18 protein-coding genes are annotated in these 21,234 nt (G+C 34.9%); 7 read left to right on the top strand and 11 right to left on the bottom strand.

All coding sequences use genetic code 11. From position 1 onward, the window contains the following. Positions 1-26: 26 nt before the first annotated feature. From ABEG11_RS02020 to ABEG11_RS02005, 4 genes are read right to left on the bottom strand one after another with little or no spacing between them, the layout of a single operon-like run. Positions 27-1,529: a RagB/SusD family nutrient uptake outer membrane protein gene (locus tag ABEG11_RS02020; protein WP_348822536.1), complete on the bottom strand. Its 1,503-nt coding sequence runs from the start codon at positions 1,527-1,529 to the stop codon at positions 27-29. Positions 1,530-1,558: 29 nt separating this feature from the next. Further along, positions 1,559-4,489, bottom strand: coding sequence for a SusC/RagA family TonB-linked outer membrane protein (locus ABEG11_RS02015; RefSeq protein ID WP_348822535.1), 2,931 nt, complete (start codon positions 4,487-4,489; stop codon positions 1,559-1,561). Between the two features lie 33 nt (positions 4,490-4,522). Beyond that, positions 4,523-5,602: a hypothetical protein gene (locus ABEG11_RS02010; protein ID WP_348822534.1), complete on the bottom strand. Its 1,080-nt coding sequence runs from the start codon at positions 5,600-5,602 to the stop codon at positions 4,523-4,525. A gap of 9 nt (positions 5,603-5,611) precedes the next feature. Then, positions 5,612-6,133 carry a DUF5004 domain-containing protein gene (locus tag ABEG11_RS02005; RefSeq protein WP_348822533.1) on the bottom strand — a complete coding sequence of 174 codons (522 nt, stop codon included), beginning with the start codon at positions 6,131-6,133 and terminating at the stop codon, positions 5,612-5,614. 408 nt (positions 6,134-6,541) lie between these two features. Between ABEG11_RS02005 and susR the strand changes: the two genes are divergently transcribed. Beyond that, a complete protein-coding gene (susR, locus tag ABEG11_RS02000) occupies positions 6,542-8,140 on the top strand; it encodes a SusR family glycan utilization regulator (RefSeq protein ID WP_348822532.1) in 1,599 nt (532 codons plus the stop codon). Positions 8,141-8,299: 159 nt separating this feature from the next. On the opposite strand, the gene rpmA is transcribed toward susR, so the two are convergent. Continuing rightward, on the bottom strand, positions 8,300-8,560 hold the full coding sequence (gene rpmA / locus ABEG11_RS01995) for a 50S ribosomal protein L27 (RefSeq protein ID WP_348822531.1): 261 nt from the start codon (positions 8,558-8,560) through the stop codon (positions 8,300-8,302). 22 nt (positions 8,561-8,582) lie between these two features. Beyond that, the gene (gene rplU / locus ABEG11_RS01990) at positions 8,583-9,020 is read right to left on the bottom strand and encodes a 50S ribosomal protein L21 (protein ID WP_348822530.1); all 438 of its coding nucleotides are present in this window, start codon (positions 9,018-9,020) and stop codon (positions 8,583-8,585) included. Between the two features lie 258 nt (positions 9,021-9,278). On the opposite strand from rplU, the gene ABEG11_RS01985 reads away from it, so the two are divergent. Next, positions 9,279-10,604 (top strand): M16 family metallopeptidase, encoded by a 1,326-nt coding sequence (locus tag ABEG11_RS01985; protein WP_348822529.1) that lies wholly within the window; start codon positions 9,279-9,281, stop codon positions 10,602-10,604. Between the two features lie 13 nt (positions 10,605-10,617). Continuing rightward, positions 10,618-12,666 (top strand): M16 family metallopeptidase, encoded by a 2,049-nt coding sequence (locus tag ABEG11_RS01980; protein WP_348822528.1) that lies wholly within the window; start codon positions 10,618-10,620, stop codon positions 12,664-12,666. Positions 12,667-12,755: 89 nt separating this feature from the next. Here the strand turns inward: ABEG11_RS01980 and ABEG11_RS01975 are convergent, their stop codons facing one another. Beyond that, a complete protein-coding gene (locus tag ABEG11_RS01975; RefSeq protein WP_348822527.1) occupies positions 12,756-13,622 on the bottom strand; it encodes a DMT family transporter in 867 nt (288 codons plus the stop codon). Between the two features lie 111 nt (positions 13,623-13,733). Here ABEG11_RS01975 and ABEG11_RS01970 point away from each other — a divergent pair, with 111 nt between their 5' ends. After that, entirely contained in the window at positions 13,734-14,114 is a 381-nt protein-coding gene (locus ABEG11_RS01970; protein WP_348822526.1) for a heavy-metal-associated domain-containing protein, read from the top strand. Positions 14,115-14,275: 161 nt separating this feature from the next. Here ABEG11_RS01970 and gldD read toward each other — a convergent pair whose 3' ends face one another. The 4 genes from gldD to mutY all read right to left on the bottom strand — a co-directional run bounded on the left by gldD (position 14,276) and on the right by mutY (position 17,845). Continuing rightward, entirely contained in the window at positions 14,276-14,839 is a 564-nt protein-coding gene (gene gldD / locus ABEG11_RS01965; protein ID WP_348822525.1) for a gliding motility lipoprotein GldD, read from the bottom strand. Beyond that, positions 14,832-16,142 (bottom strand): gliding motility-associated protein GldE, encoded by a 1,311-nt coding sequence (locus tag ABEG11_RS01960; protein ID WP_348822524.1) that lies wholly within the window; start codon positions 16,140-16,142, stop codon positions 14,832-14,834. Before ABEG11_RS01960 ends, gldD begins: the two co-directional genes overlap by 8 nt. Positions 16,143-16,164: 22 nt before the next feature. After that, positions 16,165-16,605 carry a single-stranded DNA-binding protein gene (locus ABEG11_RS01955; RefSeq protein ID WP_348822523.1) on the bottom strand — a complete coding sequence of 147 codons (441 nt, stop codon included), beginning with the start codon at positions 16,603-16,605 and terminating at the stop codon, positions 16,165-16,167. A gap of 202 nt (positions 16,606-16,807) precedes the next feature. Next, positions 16,808-17,845, bottom strand: a complete 1,038-nt coding sequence (gene mutY, locus ABEG11_RS01950; RefSeq protein WP_348822522.1) for an A/G-specific adenine glycosylase — start codon at positions 17,843-17,845, stop codon at positions 16,808-16,810. Between the two features lie 134 nt (positions 17,846-17,979). Between mutY and ABEG11_RS01945 the strand changes: the two genes are divergently transcribed. The 3 genes from ABEG11_RS01945 (at position 17,980) to ABEG11_RS01935 (ending at position 21,141) form a co-directional block, all read left to right on the top strand. After that, complete coding sequence (locus ABEG11_RS01945; RefSeq protein WP_035634379.1) at positions 17,980-18,270, top strand: HU family DNA-binding protein; 291 nt, start codon at positions 17,980-17,982, stop codon at positions 18,268-18,270. A gap of 383 nt (positions 18,271-18,653) precedes the next feature. Continuing rightward, positions 18,654-20,195: an Rne/Rng family ribonuclease gene (locus ABEG11_RS01940; RefSeq protein WP_348822521.1), complete on the top strand. Its 1,542-nt coding sequence runs from the start codon at positions 18,654-18,656 to the stop codon at positions 20,193-20,195. A gap of 151 nt (positions 20,196-20,346) precedes the next feature. Beyond that, positions 20,347-21,141, top strand: coding sequence for a hypothetical protein (locus tag ABEG11_RS01935; RefSeq protein WP_348822520.1), 795 nt, complete (start codon positions 20,347-20,349; stop codon positions 21,139-21,141). Positions 21,142-21,234 lie beyond the last annotated feature (93 nt).

Raw genomic sequence — 21,234 nt, 5'->3', positions numbered from 1 at the left:
ACATGGGAGACTGACAAGAAAACAACCTAATATCCAGGGTTTTGTTTCAGGTTTTTATTGGTAGTAAGAACTGTACTTGGAATTGGGAAAATAGCTCTGTATTGTTCCGTTGCACCTTTTTCCCACCATGGCAAAAAGAATGTTCCAAAACGAATGTTGTCTGTTCTTCTTCTTCCTTCAAAAGTGAATTCCTTTAGCAGTTCCTGATCTATAAAAGCAAGATCGACAGTTGCCGGCATTTCTTCCCCAGCACGTGCTGTAACCTGCTGTACAAATGGTTTTGCAAGATCTGGTGAACCCAAACGCACATAACATTCGGCCTGCATCATCAAAATTTCGGCATAACGGATTAATACGAAATCATGGTCACGCTCCCACTGTTCTCCTGCTTTCATTTCATATTTACCTATACGCACACCTTGGTTTTCTTTGGCATCGGCTACACTGTTTACTTCCTCGGTGTATGTTAATGGCTCTCCATTATCCATAATAATTACAGATCCAGTTGCCAGATTGATCTGATCACCGGCAACCATACATTTTTTTCTTTTATCTGTATCTGCAAAAGCGGAATAAACTCCAGGCTGTGCACACATTCCATTTGCGCTCCAAGGATAATCTCCTGTTGCAGAAAGCGTCAGTTTATGCAGATAATGACAGGACATGGAACTCATATAGTTACCAACAGTTCCTGCTTTTGAATCATAAGGAATTGCAAAAATTATTTCAGGTGACTTTTGATTTTCTGTTGCAAAATTGGCAAAGAAATCTGGTGCCAAAATATAGCCCGAAATTTTTTGGCACATATCAATACAATCCTGCCAGCGCGGTGTACCGATAAAAGCTTCTGAATTTAAATACAATCTTGCCAGTATAGCATAAGCAACATTTTTTGTCAATTTAGAATAGACCACATTTGAATTTAAATGAGGAATAGCATCCAGCAATTCTTTTTCGACAAAATCATAAACTTGTTTTCTGGTAGAATTTGACGGCAGGCCTACGTCTTCAAAATTGGTTACAATTGGCACATTGCCAAATAAATCCAAAAGATTGTAGTAATAGTAAGCTCTCAATCCTTTTAATTCGGCATAAATAGGGGCTTTTGCATCTGGAGCCAAAGATGATTTATCTACCTGATAGATTATCGAATTAATTTTGGCAATTCCTGTATAATTATAACGCCAGGCCGAAAGTATCATACGATTGTCTGCATTCCAGGTATGACGCTGTGCATCCTGATATTGTCCGCCGTCGTACCAGTTTGTTCCCCGGGTAGGAATTGTAGCTTCATCCGAAACGGTCTCGTTTAAGAAAAAAACATATTCGCAAGTTGGATATGAATTTGAAATCGCATCACCAAACCCTCTTAAGGACGAATAAGCACCACCAACTAAAGCATCAACTTCTTTTGGGGTTTTTCCAAAATCTGTATCTTCTACTTTATCAAATAGCTCTTCATCCAGATTAGTGCATGAAACAGTAAAAAGCATGCTTATGATTAATATTGCTGTTATTTTGATTTTCATTTTTATCTATTTTATAGTTAGCAAATCGTTTAATTATTTATCGAAAAATTCACACCAAACGAAATGGTCATTGGTCTCGGATAATTATTAAACCTATCAATCCCAGGATTATCTAAACCTGACAAATTAACTTCGGGATCTACACCGCTATAGTTTGTAAACACAGCTAAATTTTCTCCCATCATGTACACTCTTAACTTTGAAATTTTAGATTTTAATGGTATTACATAACCAACCGTTAGAGATTGTATCCTGAAAAAAGATGCGTCTTCGATCCAATAACTAGAGAAAGCAGGAGGTGATTTTATTCCCGAACCCACAAAATCATCGGGAACATTGTAAGCTGCCATTCTGTTTGGATCATACAGCATCATATTAGTAGCATTTAATACTTTTTGCCCAAATAAGCCATATCCTGAAATACCTAAATCAAAATTGCCATACGTAAAATCCATTCCAAGCCCCATCGAAAAATCAGGCTGTACATTTCCTAAATCTTTTTTCTCGGCACTTAGGATAAATTTGCCATCAGCATCTAAACCAGAAGCTTCGTACCCCCAAAAAGTTCCAACCGGATACCCTTCGGCAATGATTTGCGAATACTGATTGGACATTCCCGAAAGACCATGAAGAGACCCGCTGTAAATCACATCTGTTTTATACGATGGATTTGATAGTTTTTCAATTTTTTGAATGTTATGTGCTAAAGTCAAGTTTGCATTCCATGTGAATTTTTCGCGTTCCATAATTTTAGCGTTCAATGAAAATTCAACCCCTTTGTTTGATAATTCACCAACATTTGCAAGCATTGTTCCAACTAAATAAGGAGGCTGTGGCACTTCATAAGTATATAGCAGATCTTTAGTTTTTTTAGAATACCATTCGAATGAACCTGTAATTCCTTTAAAAAGGCCAAAATCAACACCAATATTCAGCTGTTCTGTAGTTTCCCATTTCAAATCAGGATTTGGATTTTGCGTAGGCGAATAGGCTAAGCTCCAGCTGTCAGTCGCTGGATCATAATAACTGTCACGGCCTACTCCCAAAATTGACAGTGACTTGTACTCTCCAATTCCGTCTTGATTTCCTGTAACTCCATACCCGGCTCTTAATTTCAAATTTGTAAGCCAGTTTTCTGTAGACTTCATGAAATCTTCATTGGATATTTTCCATGCAGCTGAAGCCGATGGGAAAACACCCCACTTATTATTTTCTCCAAAACGGCTTGAACCATCTTTTCTAATTGTGGCCGTAAGCATGTACTTGCTGTCATACGAATAATTGGCACGAGCAAAAAGCGAAACTAAATTTGATTTTCCTTTATATGAATAAACATCTCCCAAACGGTAATTATAACCTGCTCCCAAATTATTATACGAAAAAAGATCTGTCACAAAACCGCTTCTCTGAGCACCAAATCCTTCATATATGTTTTCAAAATAAGAATACCCCGCCATTGCATTGATGTTACTTTTTCCTAATGTTTTAGAATAATTCAAATAGGTTTCTATCTGACTGGTAATATATTGACCATAAGTTTTTTGTGCATATCCATCTTCTGTCTGTCCTTCCATAACAGCATACGTAGGCTTGTATGTATTGCCTTTGTTAGCGTTATATTCCATAGAGAGATTCACTACAGCTTTGAAATCATTAAAAAATTTAGCTTCCGATTTAAAGTAACCTAACAATCGGTTTCTGTCATTATCCGCGGTTCTATTGGTTAGAATTTCAACTGGGTTTTCATAAAGAGTTCCTCCTACTGATGTGAAATTTCCATTAGCATCATAAACAGGAATAGTAGGATTCAAGTTAAAAGCACGTTCAAAAATTCTATAATCCAATGGATGAAATTTATCTATAGAGGCAAATAAACCAGTGTCAAACTTTACTGCTTTGTTTAAAATATACTGATAGGCATTTAAATTGGCACTCAAGCGTTTTAAATCCGTGGATTTGATAACCCCTTGATTATCCAAATATGATAATGAAGTACGAAAACCGCTATCGCCGTTGCCTGACGAAATGCTTAAAGTATGAGAATGCGAAATCGCTGTCTGTTCCAATTCTTTCTGCCAATTGGTATTAGCGCCATAATCAATTGCATCTTTCATATTGTTATCACGCACATATCCTCTCCATTGATTGGCAGAAAGCATATCGATGTGATTTGAAGCAGTACCTACTCCTGAATACCCGTTATAAGTTACAGAAACTCCCCGAACTCCAGATTTTGTAGTAATAATAATAACTCCATTAGCACCTCTTGATCCGTAAATTGCCGTTGCGGAAGCGTCTTTCAAAACATCAATTGACTTCACATCTGAAGGCTGAACAATATTAATGTCTACACCCGCAATTCCATCTACTACAATAAGCGGATTATTGCTGGCTGTCAGCGAAGTTCCTCCTCTTAAACGTATTGAAGAACCGTAACTTGGGTCACCACTGTCTTTTACCAATGTTAAGCCCGCAACTTTTCCCTGCAGTACTTGTTCTGTAGAAGAAATAGTTCCTTTTGCCAGATTTTCTGAAGATACTGTTGAAATAGCTCCGGTAAGATCTGATTTCCTCATAGTACCATATCCTACAGATACTATTTTTATATCATCAAGCATATTGACACTGCTCTCTAAGCGGACATCTATATTACTTGTTTTAGTATCTACATACACTTTTTTTGTGGTAAAACCCATAAAAATAATTTCAAGTGAATTTCCAGCAGATACCTCGATCGCAAACTTTCCAACAAAATCAGTCGATACAGCATTCTTAGTTCCAGCTTCTTTAACTGTTGCACCCGCTAGCGGAACTCCTGAGTTGTCATAAACGATACCTGTAACTAACTTTTTTCCCTGCGCATATATTCCTGCAGAAAGGAAAAGCATCAGGATCATCAGTACCAATGATTTATTTGTCCATACATGATGCAGGACTGTTTTTTTATTTTTATTATTCATTAGAATTTATATTTTTAGTTGATAATGAATTGTTTAGTCTAATGTTTTCAGAGGTATTGTGGTATCCGAAATAACTTTACCCTTGTTGTCTTTTATCAAGACATGAATTTGAGTCAAGTTTGGTATTCCTGCCAATCCCGAAACTAGATCTATGAATCCTTTAATCTCTGCAGTGTTTCCAGCAAACTCTCCACTTAACACTTTGCTGCCAGCTGTAACTCTATAAAGAAGCTTATTCACCCCGGATTCGTTGTTCTTTCTAACAACCCCAAGAAAGTCTTTCTGGCTAATCTGCAATGGGAAGAAACTAAATACTGGCGGCGGTGGCGGGGTATAATCTGCAGCAATAAGAACCTGATCAGGAGTTGTGGATGCCCAATCATCTTTGACCATCAAAAAGACCAGATTTGTCATAATGTATCCCTCTGGCGTATTATAATACTGAGAAGGAATCAAATCCATTTTATAAATTCCGCCTCCTAAATCTTTCAATTTTGTTTTCTCAACTATTTCTGGAAGCCAAGATTGATATTCCTGTTTTACATCCCAGTCATTAAGTCCGCTGTGCATATGAACACTTGTCGCATTCTCAAAACTAGGCTGCAGATTTGCATTGAATAAAATACTTAAACCCTCATTTAGGCTAGGTTTAGCCGGGTATGACCTAATTAATTCATTAGCAGTGCTAAAGGAAGAAAAATCGGTATAAGGAACATTTGCAACCTCAGACTGTTTTGACCCGTTAAAATTTTTCAATCGAAACCAGAAACCAGCACTTGCTGCAATCTCGGCTGGCGTTTTAGAAAAATAGATTGTTGGAGTCAATGTAAAACTCCATATTCCATCGCCGACATGCGTTAATTTTGCAAAATCAGAAGAATGCTCCCAATTTCCTGCATCCGGCTCAGAAGGTGACCAGATCCAAATATAAATATCCTCTTCAGCCGTAAAAGTGGTTGCTGAAAGATCAAAATACCAGGTAACCTGCTCATCATATTTGTAAACTACAGGATAAGAACTGATTTTCCCCACGGAACCTGCTTGTTCTTGCGACTGAACGAAATTTGGAATCAGAAAAAGCGCAAGTAAAATTGTATATATAATTTTTTTCATATCAAATTATTAATTAATTGCTTTTAATTTAAAAACATACGACACAAAAGCAGTACCGCCTGAAGTTCGAACCAATTGAATTTCCATCTGATCATTGCTTCCAGGAACAGACGTTAATCGCAATTCATCCGTTTTGTGTGTTTTTTGAGCATCACTATACAAATAGATTTTTGATGCGGTTCCATTTGTCTGCTGAAAATTGGAACTTAATTCCCAATATCCTTTTAGAGCAAATAACGGAGGTACATTCCCTGTAACTTCATAAGTTGTAGGCTGATTTTTGTCGTCTACACTAAAATTAATTTTGAAATCAGGGTAGTTAAACAGAGTGCTTAAATTCTGTTCACTTGGCTCAATGGCATTAGACTTTGCAAATTCGTCTACCATTTTTAAGTTCATTAAACTCCAGTCTCCATTTACTTTTTCATAAACTGTGATTGGTTCTACAGAGTTTCCATCATCAAATTCATTACACCCTAAGGCTAATAGACACAATAAAATGGCAAACCCATACATAATTTTACATTTCATAAATTTGGTTTTGTTAGTTATTATTGGTCGAAATTAGAAGTATACTAACAGCCAAAAAAAGAATTTATGAAAAATCAAGATATATAAAACACAATAAATGTTTTAATACATTGATAAACAAATGAATAGAATTTTTGTAAATTAAAAAAAATCAAGATGAAATTTAGATTAAAAAAAAGGTGCAAATCACAAAATAATATCAATATCTAATCTAAAAGAAGAAATAATTTCACATAGCACAGAAATAAACCATTATTTTTATTAAATAAAGATTTTTTAAAGTATATTTAATATTCAAACAGAAAAACAAAAAATCAAGACATATTAATCTTACAATTTAAAAGTCATAATTTATAAGTGCCTGAATTTCAATTTCATTTTATAAATACGAAAAACACACCTGAACAAATGCACAGATTCGCAATTTTATTGTTTTTTATATCTAGTATTACAACTGCAGCCCAAGATATACCTCCAACATTAGAAAATCTAGACAAAGTATTACTAAAAAAAGATTTCTACATCAAACAAAAGTATTCTAAGATAAAAAAGCTTAGAACAAATGTTCACAAATTCATTTTAAGCCAAGACAGCAAAAATCTTTATAATTCCTACATGCAATTATTTGATGAATACAAATCATTCAAATACGATTCGGCTTATTATTATCTTGAAGAAGCCAAATCAAAAGCAATCAAGCTAAAAGATCCAGCCTTATTATCGAAAACAAAAATAAAAGAAGGCTTCATACTATTATCCTCTGGTCTTTTCAAAGAAGCAATTGATACACTCAACAGCATCCATCCCGAAGAATTAGACATTCAGAACAGATATGAATATTACTCAATAAAAGCCCGGGTTTACTATGATTTAACAGATTATAACAAAGACCAGAGATATAGCATTCATTATATTCAGATGGGGAACGATTTTCTCAAAAAAGCTTTGGCTTTAACAAAACCGAATACAAACGATTATTGGGCCGCCGAAAGCCTGGAGCGGCTAAAACAGCAAGATTGGGAAGGAGCCAAAAAGGCATTCAGCTACTGGATAGACCACTATGATTTACCGCCAAAATATTACGGAATTGCCACATCAAGCCTGGGCTACATATATTCCGAAGGCGGTAATAAAAAGAAAGCAATAGAATATCTTATCCTGGCAGCAATTGCCGATGTTAAAAATGCCACCAAAGAAACTGTTGCATTGCGCAATCTTGCTAATGAGCTTTTTAAAATGGGGCAGATCGAAACAGCAAACAGATATGTTAACCTTGCCATGGATGACGCTACCTTTTATGATGCAAAGCACCGGAAAATCGAAATTTCATTTATATTGCCTATTATCGAAAAAGCACAATTCAGCAAAGTAAAAAGCAAAAACGATTTGCTCGAAAATATCATAATACTATTAACTCTTTTTGCGCTGATAATTATTGTTTTCCTGATTATTATCGTAAAACAATTAAAGGAAAAAAATGCATCCAAAAAAGTAATGGCTGAGGCACTAAGCAAATTACAGGAAATGAATATCAGCCTGAGTGAAACCAATACGATTAAGGAAGAATACATTGCGTATTTTATAAAAGCCTCATCCGATCTTATTAATAAGATTGATCACATACAAAAAAGCACAATTCAAAAAATTATTTCCAAGAAAACCGACGAAGTGATTTCCAGCCTAAAAAGGTATAATGTTAAGGATGAACGCGAACATTTATTTCACCAATTTGATGAAATTTTCTTGAAATTATTCCCAACATTCATCACCGAATTCAACGAATTATTTTCTAATGATCACAAATCAATCCTTAAAAAAGGAGAACTTTTAAATACGGAACTCAGGATTTTTGCGCTTTACAGGCTAGGCATTCAAGATGCAAGCCAAATGGCTGATTTCCTGGAATTGTCTGTAGCAACAATTTATACATACAAAACCAGAATAAAAAGCAAATCAAAATCCAAAGATAAATTCGAAGAAAAAATCATGGCCATTAGAGCAATTTAAAGACTTCCCTGATTACAAAAAACTCAGCTTAAACCCGACATCAAATTGCCACTTAGACAAACTGGTTATTTAAAATTGTAAAAATCAAAACCACATAGACCAAAAAAACAAAACCCGTTTCGAAAGAAACGGGTTTAATATTATAAGAAAATTTTATGATTATGCTTCGAATGGAAGTATAGAAACATAAGATTTATTATCTCTTTTCTTTTGGAATAAAACAACTCCATCAACTTTTGCATGTAAAGTATGATCTTTACTAATGTAAACGTTTTCACCTGGATTATGCTTTGAACCTCTTTGTCTTACGATGATGTTCCCAGCAATAGCAGCTTGACCACCAAAAATCTTAACGCCTAAACGTTTTGATTCTGATTCTCTACCATTCTTCGAACTACCGACACCTTTCTTGTGAGCCATGACGTATTAGTTTATTTTGTTATTATTCTTGAGTATCTTCTTTTTTAGCTTTAGGAGCTTTTTTTACTTTAGGAGCTGCTGTTTCAGCTTCTTCTGCTGAAGCTTCAACTGCTGCTTTTTTTGGAGCTGCTGCTTTTTTAGCTGTTCCTCCTGCAGTAATTCCTTCAATTACAATTTGAGTAAGATATTGTCTGTGACCGTTTCTTTTTTTGTATCCTTTTCTTCTTTTCTTTTTGAAAACGATAACTTTATCACCTTTTAAGTGCTGTAACACTTTAGCTTCTACTGAAGCACCTTCTATAGCTGGGGCGCCTATTGTGATTGATCCGTTATCATCTACCAAATAAACTTTATCAAAAGAAACTTTTGATCCTTCTTCATTTGCTAAACGGTGAACGTAAACCTTTAGGTCTTTGCTAACTTTAAACTGCTGCCCTGCTATCTCTACGATTGCATACATACTGAATTGTTTTTAATATTTTTAAGGATGCAAATATACAATTAAATATTTACCCTGCAATTCTTTCTGCAAAAATATTCATCAGCTCATTTTTCAATCGATCAGCACTGTATTTTAAACAGTTACCTAAGCATCCGCAAACATGGTTAATATATTGTTAATACCGAATTTACTTACTAATGTAATATAAAAAAAAGTATTTTTGCTGTAACAACAACTACACTATTATGACTAACAATAAATAAATTATTAATCCTTATGAAAAAATCAATAATGATGTTAAGTGCAGCATTAATGCTAGGAGGAGTTGCTTCTGCTCAAAAAGTAGCTTTCGAAGAATACGATCTAGACAATGGCTTACATGTTATTTTGCACCATGATGCATCGGCTCCTGTTGTAATAACATCTGTAATGTACCATGTAGGTGCCAAAGATGAAAGCCCAGACCGCACAGGTTTTGCCCACTTTTTTGAACATCTTTTATTTGAAGGCACCCAGAACATCAAAAGAGGTGAATGGTTTAAGATTGTTACATCAAATGGAGGAACCAATAATGCAAATACTACTGATGACAGAACCTATTATTATGAAATTTTCCCTTCAAATAATTTAGAATTAGGCCTTTGGATGGAATCTGAAAGATTAATGCACCCGATAATTAATAAAATCGGGGTTGACACTCAGAACGAAGTCGTAAAAGAAGAAAAAAGAACCAGTTATGACAATCGCCCTTATGGAAACATTCTTGCTGCAGTAAAAGAGAATATGTTCAAAAACCATCCATATCGATGGACAACAATTGGATCTATGAAAGACTTAGATGCAGCAACTCTTGAAGAATTCCAAGCCTTTAATAAAAAGTTTTATCTGCCAAATAATGCAGTTCTGGTTGTTGCAGGAGATTTTGAAAAAAAACAAGCCAAAGAATGGATTCAAAAATATTTTGGCCCAATTGCTAAAGGTGAGGTAACACCAAAAAAAACATATACTGAAGAGCCTATAACTCAAACTATCAAAGCAACTTACGAAGACCCTAACATCCAAATCCCAATGCTGGTTGCCAGTTACCGCACTCCTTCTATGAAAAGCAGAGACGCAAGGGTATTGGATTTAATATCAACATACCTTAGCGATGGCAAGAGCTCTAAGCTGTACAAAAAAGTAGTTGACGACAAAAAAATGGCACTGCAGATTGGTGCAGTAGGTTTCAGCCAAGAGGATTACGGCATGTATATATTGTATGGATTACCAATGGCCAATTATACAACGGACGACCTTTTAAAAGAAATTGACGAAGAAATTGTAAAAATTCAAACCGAACTAATTTCCGAAAATGACTATCAAAAACTCCAGAACAAATTTGATAACAATTTCGTGAATACCAATTCTACTATCGAAGGAATTGCCAACAACCTTGCCTCTTATTACTTATTATATAAAGACGTAAATCTTATCAATACAGAAATTGAAATGTATCATTCCATTACACGTGAGGAAATAAGAGAAGTTGCTAAAAAATACCTAAATCCAAATCAGCGTTTACTTTTAGATTATATACCAGCCAAAGCTAAACCTCTTAACTAAAGAAACCGATATCATGAAAAAAATAAGTATAATATTCATCCTTTTGTTAGTAACAGGAATTATGCAAGCACAAGACCGTACGCAGCCAAAGCCCGGAAAATCACCAACCATCAATATCAAGAAACCCCAGATATTTGTATTAGCCAATGGATTGAAAGTCATGGTGGTAGAAAACCATAAATTACCAAGGGTTTCGTTTAACCTAACGCTGGACAATGCACCATTTGCCGAAGGAAATAAAAAAGGGGTAGACGAATTAACCAGTAATCTGATTGGAAACGGCAGTAAAAAAATCACCAAAACTGCTTTCAATGAAGAAATTGACTTTCTGGGTGCCGATATTAATTTCAGCTCACAAGGTGCTACAGCAAATTCCCTTTCCAAATACAGCGGAAGAGTTTTAGAATTAATGGCAGAAGGTGCTTTATATCCAAATTTTACCCAAGAGGAATTTGACAAAGAAAAAGCCAAATTAATAGAAGGAATGAAAGCTGAGGAAAAAAGCGTGCCTGCAATAGCCAATCGCGTTGTTGATGTTTTAGCTTATGGCAAAAACCATCCATCAGGAGAGTTTATTACCGAAGCAACATTGAACAATATTACGTTAGCTGATGTTGAAAGCAACTATCATAATTATTTCGTTCCAGAAAATGCTTATCTAGTAATTATAGGCGATATAAAATACAACAGCGTAAAAGCCGCAGTTGAAAAATTATTTGGCACCTGGCCAAAAAGAAGCGCTCCAAAAGCAACATACGATGCACCAGCAAACGTAAATAATCTGCAAATCAATTTAGTTGATGTTCCAAATGCGGTTCAATCCGAAATCACATTGGTCAACACCGTTAACTTAAAAATGAGCGATCCAGACTTTTTCCCATCTGTAATTGCCAATCAAATCCTGGGCGGGGATTTCAACAGTTATTTAAATATGAACCTGCGCGAAAAACACGCCTGGACGTATGGAGCAAGATCAAATGTCGGGGCAGGAAAATATACCAGCAAATTCTTCGCAAAATCTGCAGTAAGAAATGCAGTAACCGATAGTGCCGTAGTAGAATTCATTAAAGAAATAAAAAAAATCAGAACCGAAAAAGTAACTGACGAAGTCCTTAAAACAGTTAAAGCAGGTTATATTGGCAGATTTGTAATGCAAGTAGAAAAGCCACAGACAGTAGCCCGATATGCATTAAACATAGAAACAGAAAAACTTCCTGCCGATTTTTATGAAAAGTACATTCAAACAGTAAATGCTGTCACTGCCGATGATGTACTGCGAGCAGCCAACAAATATTTCCTGATTGACAACATCCGAATTGTAATTGCAGGAAAAGCATCGGAAATTGGACCTGGATTGGAAAAACTAAAAATACCAATGTTTTATTTTGACAAATACGGCACTCCATTAGAAAAACCAGTTTTGAAAAAAGAAATCCCTGCAGGAATCACTGCCAAAAATGTATTAGAAAACTACATTAAGGCAATTGGCGGAGAAAAAGCTGTTGCAGCCGTAAAATCAATCGCCATGACAGGATCAGCTAATATCCCGCAGGCTCCTGCTCCATTAACATATACTTCAAAAACGGATACCAAAGGAAATTCATTGGTAGAAATTGCAATGGGCCCTATGAGCATGATGAAACAAGTAATCACTGCAAAAGGAGCTTATGCCATTCAACAAGGACAACGCAAAGATTTTGAAGGCACTGAATTGACCGAAATGAAAGCCTCAGCAGTTCCTTTTGAAGAAGTAGTATTGCTTAAAAACCCAGCCCTCACTATTGATCGCATTGAAACCATCAATGGAAATGATGCATATGCTATCAAAAATGGCAAAAACACCTTTTTCTATGATACAAAAACCGGTTTAAAACTAGCCGAATCTAAGAGCATAGAACAAGGCGGACAGACAATGAATTTTACAACAAATTTTGAAGATTATAAAGAAGTGAAAAACGTAAAAGTCCCTTTTACAGTTATTCAAAATGTAGGTATCGAATTGAATATCAAAATGTCAGACATTACAATCAACGAAGGTGTAAAAGACACAGATTTTCAATAAGCAAACTCATTAAGCTTAAAAAAAATAGACTGCCATTTTTACTGCAGTCTATTTTTTTTAAGCTTATTTATGGATTCATTCTGAAAAGACTATTTTTTTGCCGATAAATAAACCCCGATTAATATTATAAAAGCACCAATGCATTGAACAAATGTTAGTGTTTCATTATCTAGCAATCCCCAAAAAATAGCTACTATAGGAATTAAATAGGTAACAGAAGTTGCAAAAACGGGAGATGAAATCTGAATTAATTTGAAGAAGATTACATTTGCAATTCCAGTGCCTACGATCCCTAAAATCAATATATACCAAAGAGAATCTTGTACTTTCTCAACATGTAACTGTTCAAAAAAATCAGTAAAAAACAAAATCCCTAATGCTGGAAAAAGTAATATTAGAAAGTTTCCCGCCGTGATACTCAAAGAAGTCAGATCTGACAAATACTTTTTAATCAGATTTACATTTGCTGCATAACAGATAGATGCAATCAAAACTAAAACTGCATAGTAATAATTCTGTTCCGGATGATTAACAGCACCATTAAAAACCAAAAGCAGACAGCCTACAAGTCCAATCACAACACCCCATATTTGACTTCGCCTGAACGAAATACCAAAAAACACCGCCCCTAGTATCAAAGTATTCAATGGTGTCAATGAATTCAAGATAGCTGTTATCGAACTATCTATCTGAGTTTCGGCAATAGCAAACAGATAGGCAGGTATAAATGTCCCAAACAAAGATGTCAATGCTATAAATTTCCATTGATGACCTGGGATTTTAAGCAGGCTCTTAAATCCAATTACAAGCAGAAATAAAGCCGCAAAAATAATGCGCAAAGAACCCAGCTGAAAAGCTGTCAGTCCTATCAGCCCTTTTTTTATCAATATAAATGAACTCCCCCAAACTAAGGAAAGGATGAACAAATAAACCCACTTTAATTGCTTGGTCATCATAAAATAAAGTTTTGATGCAAAATTGTAATAATTTTAGCAATCACTGCTTTCTTTTTTAATTAATTTTGCATTAAATCACAAAAATCATAATCATTTAAAAATCTCATCATAATGAACTTTACAAAATCAATCGCCGCTGTAGCGCTTTTCAGCCTGCTTTTTGCAAGCTGCAAAGACAGCAAAACAGAAGTTAAAACAGAAACTGCTTCAACTGAAGCGACAACGCCAAAAGTTAAAAAAGAAATTGCTGCCGAAAATTTACAAACAGCAAGTTTTACAATCGAAGGAATGACTTGTGCGATAGGCTGTGCAAAAACAATCCAGGAAGAATTAACAGAACTGGATGGTGTACAGACTGCCAAAGTAGATTTTGACAAAAAACTAGCTACTGTAACATTTGACAAAACGGTTCAAACTCCAGAAACCTTAACCAAAGTCGTTCAAGATACAGGTGATGGAAAAACGTATAAAGTTTCTAATATGAAATCGTAAGACGGCTGAACAAATTATAACGACAAAACCCAAGGCTTAAACCTTGGGTTTTGTCGTTATAAGCCTCTTTATGAAATTGTTTTGTTTCTCACAAAAAAAGATTTTGATTGTATTTTTAGCTAAAGACTGCTGACTGCAATCTGAACACTTCCTCCTAAAATCTATTTCCACTTCAAAGTTTCCATCAGTCGCTGCATATCGTTTTTAATATAACTGGCAGCAGGCATAATGGAATCAAAATTAGGTTTGGCATAAAAATAAACTGACCCCGTAATAAAATGCTTAATGCTATCGGTAACATAAAACTGCGAATTGGTAGCTGCATTCCCATCCACCTGATAAAACATTCCGTACACTTTTTTATCTGGATTTATAAATGGCTGTTCTAATATATCATCTGCCTTTATAACATGCTCATAAGTCAATTTTTGAGCATCCCTGAGCAGCTTATTAATATTGTTACTTACCGGCTTATACGTTAAATAGATAGTTGCTTTCATTTTTGGATACATGACTGAATAGCCACAGCCCTTATCTTCCTTGACAACTGCTTTGGAATTTACATCAAACTCAAAAGGGCAATTTCCTTTGAAAACAATATATTCGGCTTCGGGATAATCTAGTCGCAAATAACTTGAAGGTTTGGGCAAAACATCATTTTTACATCCTGCTATAGATAAGAAGAATGCAAAAAACACAACTAGAACGGTAATTTTTTTAAGCATTTTGTATGTATTCAATCGTTACTTTAATTTGTTTGACACGTTTTTGATCTACAGCTTCAATGACAAACGTACAGTTTTCAAAAACTATTTTCTGGCCTTTTTTGGGAAAATTACCCAGCAGCTCTAAAATAAATCCAGCCAGCGTTTCTGCTTCTCCTTTCTGTTCTTCGAACAAACCTTCATCAACATCAATGATCCTGTAAAAATCTTTAAGATTTATTTTGCCCTCAAAAATATAATTTCTATCATCAATTTTAGAAAAATTAACAGGAGCATCATCAAATTCATCACTTATATCACCAACTATCTCTTCTATAACGTCTTCTAATGACACCAATCCGGATGTCCCTCCATATTCATCTACAACAATTGCCAAGTGGCTTTTCATGTTTTGAAAATCCTGCAGCAGATTGTCTAATTTTTTATTTTCTGGAACGAAAAAAGGTTCACGCAATAAAGCTGTCCAATCAAAAATCTCATCATTGATGTAAGGAAGCAGATCTTTGACAAACAAAACACCTTCAATCTGGTCAATATTGTCACGATATACTGGAATTCTCGAAAATCCTTTTTCAATAATCTTAGGGTAGATTGAAGCAAATGACTCGGTAATTTCTAAAGCAAAAACATCAATTCTAGGACTCATTACTTGTTTGGTATCGGTATTTCCAAAAGATACGATTCCTTCTAAAATTTTTTTCTCTTCGGTTGAAGTTTCGTCATTTGATGTTAATTCCAGCGCTTGCGAAAGCTGATCTACTGAAAAATTTGTTTTTTGCCTTCCTAATTTATTTTGCAAAAACAACGTAACCGAACGCATGGGAATGCTTATAGGGGATAAAATTTTATCTAATGCGGAGATGGGATATGCAATTAATTGAGCAAATTTTATATTATTGCGGCTTGCATAAACTTTAGGCAACACTTCGCCAAATAGCAATAATAAAAAAGTTACTAGAATTACTTCTATCGTGAATTTTAAAACTGGAGAATCAATCGATGCAAAAATATTTTTCCCAACAAAAGAAAACAAGATTACAACTCCAATATTAATGAAATTATTAGCTACAAGCAGTGTTGCTAAAAGTTTTTTTGGCTTTTCTAAAAGTCGGGCAATAACTTTACCTTTAGAATTATTTTCCTGGATGGAATCTTCTAAATCTTTTTGCGACAAGGAAAACAAAGCTACTTCGGCACCTGAAACTATTGCGGAACAAAACAGCAGAATAATAATCCCTATAAAACCAAACAATAAAGCAATATCGATTTGAGAAACAATCTCTAAACTGGGCTCTGGGTCCAAATTTTTGTGAATTAGTTAAACATTAAAACGGCAAGTCATTGATTGGCAAACCATTATTTTGATTTTCAAAGTTAGTGTTTTTTGAGGAATCGGCAGAATTTAGTGTTTTATTGTTTTCCGTATCTTTCTTGGTGTTCAGAAAAGTAAACTCAACCACTTGAATTTCCATAGTATGTTTAGTTGAGCCATCTTCAGCTTGCCATTGTCTGGACTTGATGCGGCCTTCAACATATATCCTGTCACCTTTCGAAAGGTATTTTTCAAATATTTCGGCGACTTTATTCCGAACAACTAAATTATGCCATTCTGTAGAAGTAATTTTTTCGTTGGTTGTCTTATTGACATAAACTTCGTTAGTTGCCAATTGAAGCCTTCCGATGCAATTTCCTCCTTCAAAATAATGCATTTTGACATCGTCGCCAAGGTGGCCTATAAGCATCACTTTATTTAATGATCCGTTCATGATTTGGTGGTATTTCTATCAAAGGTACATTATTTTTTGAAATCTTTTTTTATCAAGATTTAGCAAATACATTTTTGGACTGCCATATTAATAGGTTATATTTTTTTTCCTGGATGCAAATTACTGCCAAAACTAAGATATTCTTTTGAAGCGCAAGTATCTTTATTTATAATATGGGTGAGGAATAGACCCCTAAAATGATTTAAAACTTATCCTCGATAAAATTATGAATAACGATTGGAAACGGAAACGTCTTGACAGTTTTGAAATCTATTCCCTTTTTGAGTATTCCATTTAAACGCACTTTCCAGAATTTAATATACAAATGCTGATGCGAAAGCTTATGAATAATGCTTTCAGGATTATATTCCAGCACGCTCTCCACTTCATTCTCATCAGTAAAGAAATTCTGGATCAGCGGCACAATGGCATCGAAATCTTCGGCTTGGCCGGTTTCAATCAATGGAAATTCATATAAATTATGCCAGATTCCTTTGGCAGTACGTTTCTGAATGATCGTGTTTTCAACTTCATCAACAGCGACTATATAATTAAAGTAACGATTTCGTACTTTTAGCTTCTTAGATTTTACCGGTAACTGATTTACGGTTCCTTTCTGCAGAGCGGTACAGCTATTATTAAATACACATTCGGCACAATCAGGATTTTTCGGCACACACTGCAGGGCACCAAATTCCATTATCGCCTGATTAAAAAGTGCAGGATTATCTTTTGGCATTAATTCAAAAGCCAAAGCGGCGAATTCTTTTTTGGCGGAAGCCTGAGCAATATCAGTTTCAATCCCGAAATAACGCGAAAGCACCCGGAAAACATTTCCGTCTACCACTGGAACACATTCATTATAGGAGAAAGATGCAATTGCGGCAGCAGTGTATTCGCCAATACCTTTTAATTTCAGTAAATCATTATAATTATCTGGAAAAACACCATTCCTATCATACGCCACAATTTGTGCCGTTTTATGCAGATTCCGAGCACGGGAATAATATCCTAGCCCCTGCCAAAGTTTCAAAACTTGCTCCTCATGAGCATTTGCCAGATCAAAAACTGTTGGAAAATTTGCCATAAAAGATAAAAAATAAGGCATTCCTTGCGCTACTCTTGTCTGTTGCAGCATAATTTCGGAGAGCCAAATAGGGTATGGATTGGCTGTTTTTCGCCAAGGTAAATCACGTTTGTTTTGTAAATACCAATTAATTAGCGTGTTAGAGAATTTCATCTTAATATTTTAGAAAACAAAAGTAAATGTTTATGTAATTAAATTTTAACGATTTAGGTTGATTAATTGTTTTTTTAATTCATATATTTGCACACTCAAAAAAATTATTACAACATAATAAATAAGGAAAGAAAATGACGAAAGCAGATATCGTAGCGAAGATTTCAGAAAAATTAGGTCTTGAAAAAGGGGATGTGCAAGCAACCGTAGAGACTTTTATGAACGAAGTAAAAAACTCACTAGAGACTGGTGACAATGTTTACCTAAGAGGTTTCGGTAGTTTTATCGTTAAAACAAGAGCTGAAAAAACTGGAAGAAATATTTCCAAAAATACCACTATCAAAATTCCTGCACACAATATTCCTGCATTCAAACCTGCAAAAGTTTTTGTTGAAGGCGTAAAAGTGAACAACGAAGCAAAATAACACTATTAATTAATTATAAAATCTATTAGATATGCCAAGTGGTAAAAAAAGAAAGAGACATAAGGTAGCAACGCACAAACGCAAAAAAAGAGCGAGAGCTAACCGTCACAAAAAGAAAAAGTAGTTTTAAACTACTTTTTCTTTTTTAAACGTTCATTGAAATCGATTTTCAGTAAAACAGTATTCAGTTTGCAGTATTCAGTTACTGTTAACTTAAATCTGGACACTGCATACTAAAAATCACCGGGTAAACAAACCTGTTCAAATATTGTTTAATCCATCCTTGCTTGAAAAGTTGATGGTTGGCAGTTGAGAGTTGATGGATTTTCCAACAACCGACAACAAACAACAGACAACCAATAAGTTTGGATAAAAATTTACAAATGAATAAAGAATTAATCATTCGATCTAGTTCTGATTTCGTAGATTTTGCCTTATTAAAAGATGGAAAACTAATTGAATTACACAAGGAAGAAGAGAAAAGCAACTTTCAGGTAGGCGATATTTTTATTGCCAAAATAAGAAAACCCGTTGCTGGACTTAACGCTGCTTTTGTAAATGTAGGCTTCGAGAAAGATGCCTTTTTGCATTATCACGATTTAGGACCAAACTTAGCTTCCCAGCTGAAATTCATAAAACTTGTAAGCGCAGGTAAAATAAAAGATTTCTCCCTGAAAAACTTTCAGTTTGAAAAAGAAATAGACAAAAATGGTACAATTACAGATGTAATCAGCGCCAATCAGTCTGTTTTGGTACAAGTCGTCAAAGAACCAATATCGACCAAAGGCCCAAGATTAAGCGCAGAGCTTTCTTTGGCCGGAAGATTTATTGTTTTGGTTCCGTTTTCTGACCGCGTTTCTATATCGCAAAAAATAGAAGACAAAAAAGAAAAGGAACGCTTGAAACGCCTTGTACAATCAGTCAAACCAAAAGGATTCGGTGTTATTGTCCGCACAGTAGCCGAAGGCAAAAGTACAGTAGAATTAGAAAAAGATTTGCAGAACCTGCTTAGCAGATGGAATGCAATGTGTAAAAAATTACCAACTGCTCATCATCCATCCAAAATACTGGGAGAACTCAACAGAGCTTCTTCAATATTAAGAGATGTATTTAACGATACCTTTAGCGGTATCCAGATTGATGATGAAGAGTTGTACCACCAGACAAAGGATTATGTGCAGGAAATTGCACCATCCAAACAATCAATTGTTAAGTTCTATCAGTCTAAAGACACTCCAATTTTTGAGAAATACAATATAGAGAGACAAATCAAGACTTCATTTGGAAAAACAGTTTCGATGAGTAAAGGAGCTTACCTTATTATTGAACACACCGAAGCCCTGCACGTTATAGACGTGAACAGTGGTAACCGTTCTAATAAAGCTACCAATCAGGAAGACACTGCCATGGAGGTCAATATGATAGCTGCTGCCGAAATCGCCAGACAATTACGTCTTCGTGATATGGGCGGAATCATCGTAGTTGATTTTATCGATATGGCTAATCCTGAAAATCGTAAAGTGTTATTCGACTTCCTGAGGGAAGAAATGAGTGATGATAAAGCGAAACACAAAATCTTGCCACCGAGTAAATTTGGGTTAGTCCAGATTACCAGACAACGCGTAAGACCAGAAGTAAATATAAAAACAAGAGAAGAAGATCCAAACAAGGAAAATGGTGAAATTGAAGCACCAATATTAATCATTGACAAAATCGCTTCCGATCTGGAAAGAGTTTTAAAAACCCACAATAAAGTTGTCCTAAATGTACATCCGTTTGTGGCTGCTTACCTCAGCAAAGGGTTTCCATCATTGCGTTCAAAATGGTTTTTTGAACACAAAAAATGGGTGAAAATCATACCACGTGACGCTTACACGTATTTAGAATATCATTTCTATGACAAAAAAGGAAATGTTATTGAATAAAACAAAACCGCCTTTCGCAAGAAATTGGCGGTTTTTTTGTGTCTTTTTAAAAAATATTCATCCAAAGAACAGTTATTAATGAAGCATTTTTTATTATTTTCACTTCATAATAAAAGCAACCGTTTTCTTAAATTTTGCGGTACTATTTAAGATGAAATACGAAGTCCAACTATTACAAAGTCAAAAGAAAAGAACTCAACTTTTTACATTTATCTGTTTATTTCTCTTTTTCGATTCCTTTGCCCAAAAAGACACCATCTACTTTGATTACTGTTGGAAAAACTGCCCAAAAGAGCAGGCAATATATTACCGCATTCCTTCTGAAAAAATCGAAACCAAAAAAGCAGTTGGCTATCATATCAGGAATATTGATTCGGTCTATTGTATAAAAGACTATTATTTAAAAAACCATAAATTACAGTTTCAAGGTTATTCCCAAGACAAAGAAGGACAGGAATTAATCGGTATTTCGACATGGTATGACGAAAACGAAACACTCCTATCGACCCAAAACTTTAATTACAAAGAGAACCATACACCAAAGCTCCCGGATTGGAAACCCATTTTTTACGTTAATTATGCAATAACGGTCAAAAACCAATTTACCGGAGGTTTGGAATTTTGTCTGGACTGCGAAAACAAAACCAAGCTTTTTATGGGGTTAGGTTATGGAATAAGCAGTTTTGACGGAAAATATTTTGGCATCCCCGACGCTTATTTCTCTTTGAACGCCAAAAGCGGTCTATTTATCAAAGCCGGAGGTTCGAACCGCAATCTGTATTCACTTGCCGGACTGTCATTTTTAAATTTTATCGATCTTGGTTTTGGTTATTCCCATCCTTTAACACAAGATGAAAAACCGGAATTAAAAGGTTTTACTTTTGGACTGACCTTCAGAATCACAAATAACAATAAAGCCTATATTCCACTCCGGATTGGTTTTTAAAAACGATATTTCTTAATTAATTCAAGTTGCTAGTTAATTGATTTGTTTAATTGTAATCCAAATACAAACAATGTAAGCTTTATTAGAAACCCT

Origin of the sequence: Flavobacterium aestuarii, assembly GCF_040049115.1 — a bacterium.
GTDB classification, from domain to species: Bacteria; Bacteroidota; Bacteroidia; order Flavobacteriales; family Flavobacteriaceae; genus Flavobacterium; species Flavobacterium aestuarii.
The sequence above is the reverse complement of the archived record's forward strand: the minus strand, read 5'-3'. Positions and strand labels throughout refer to the sequence as shown.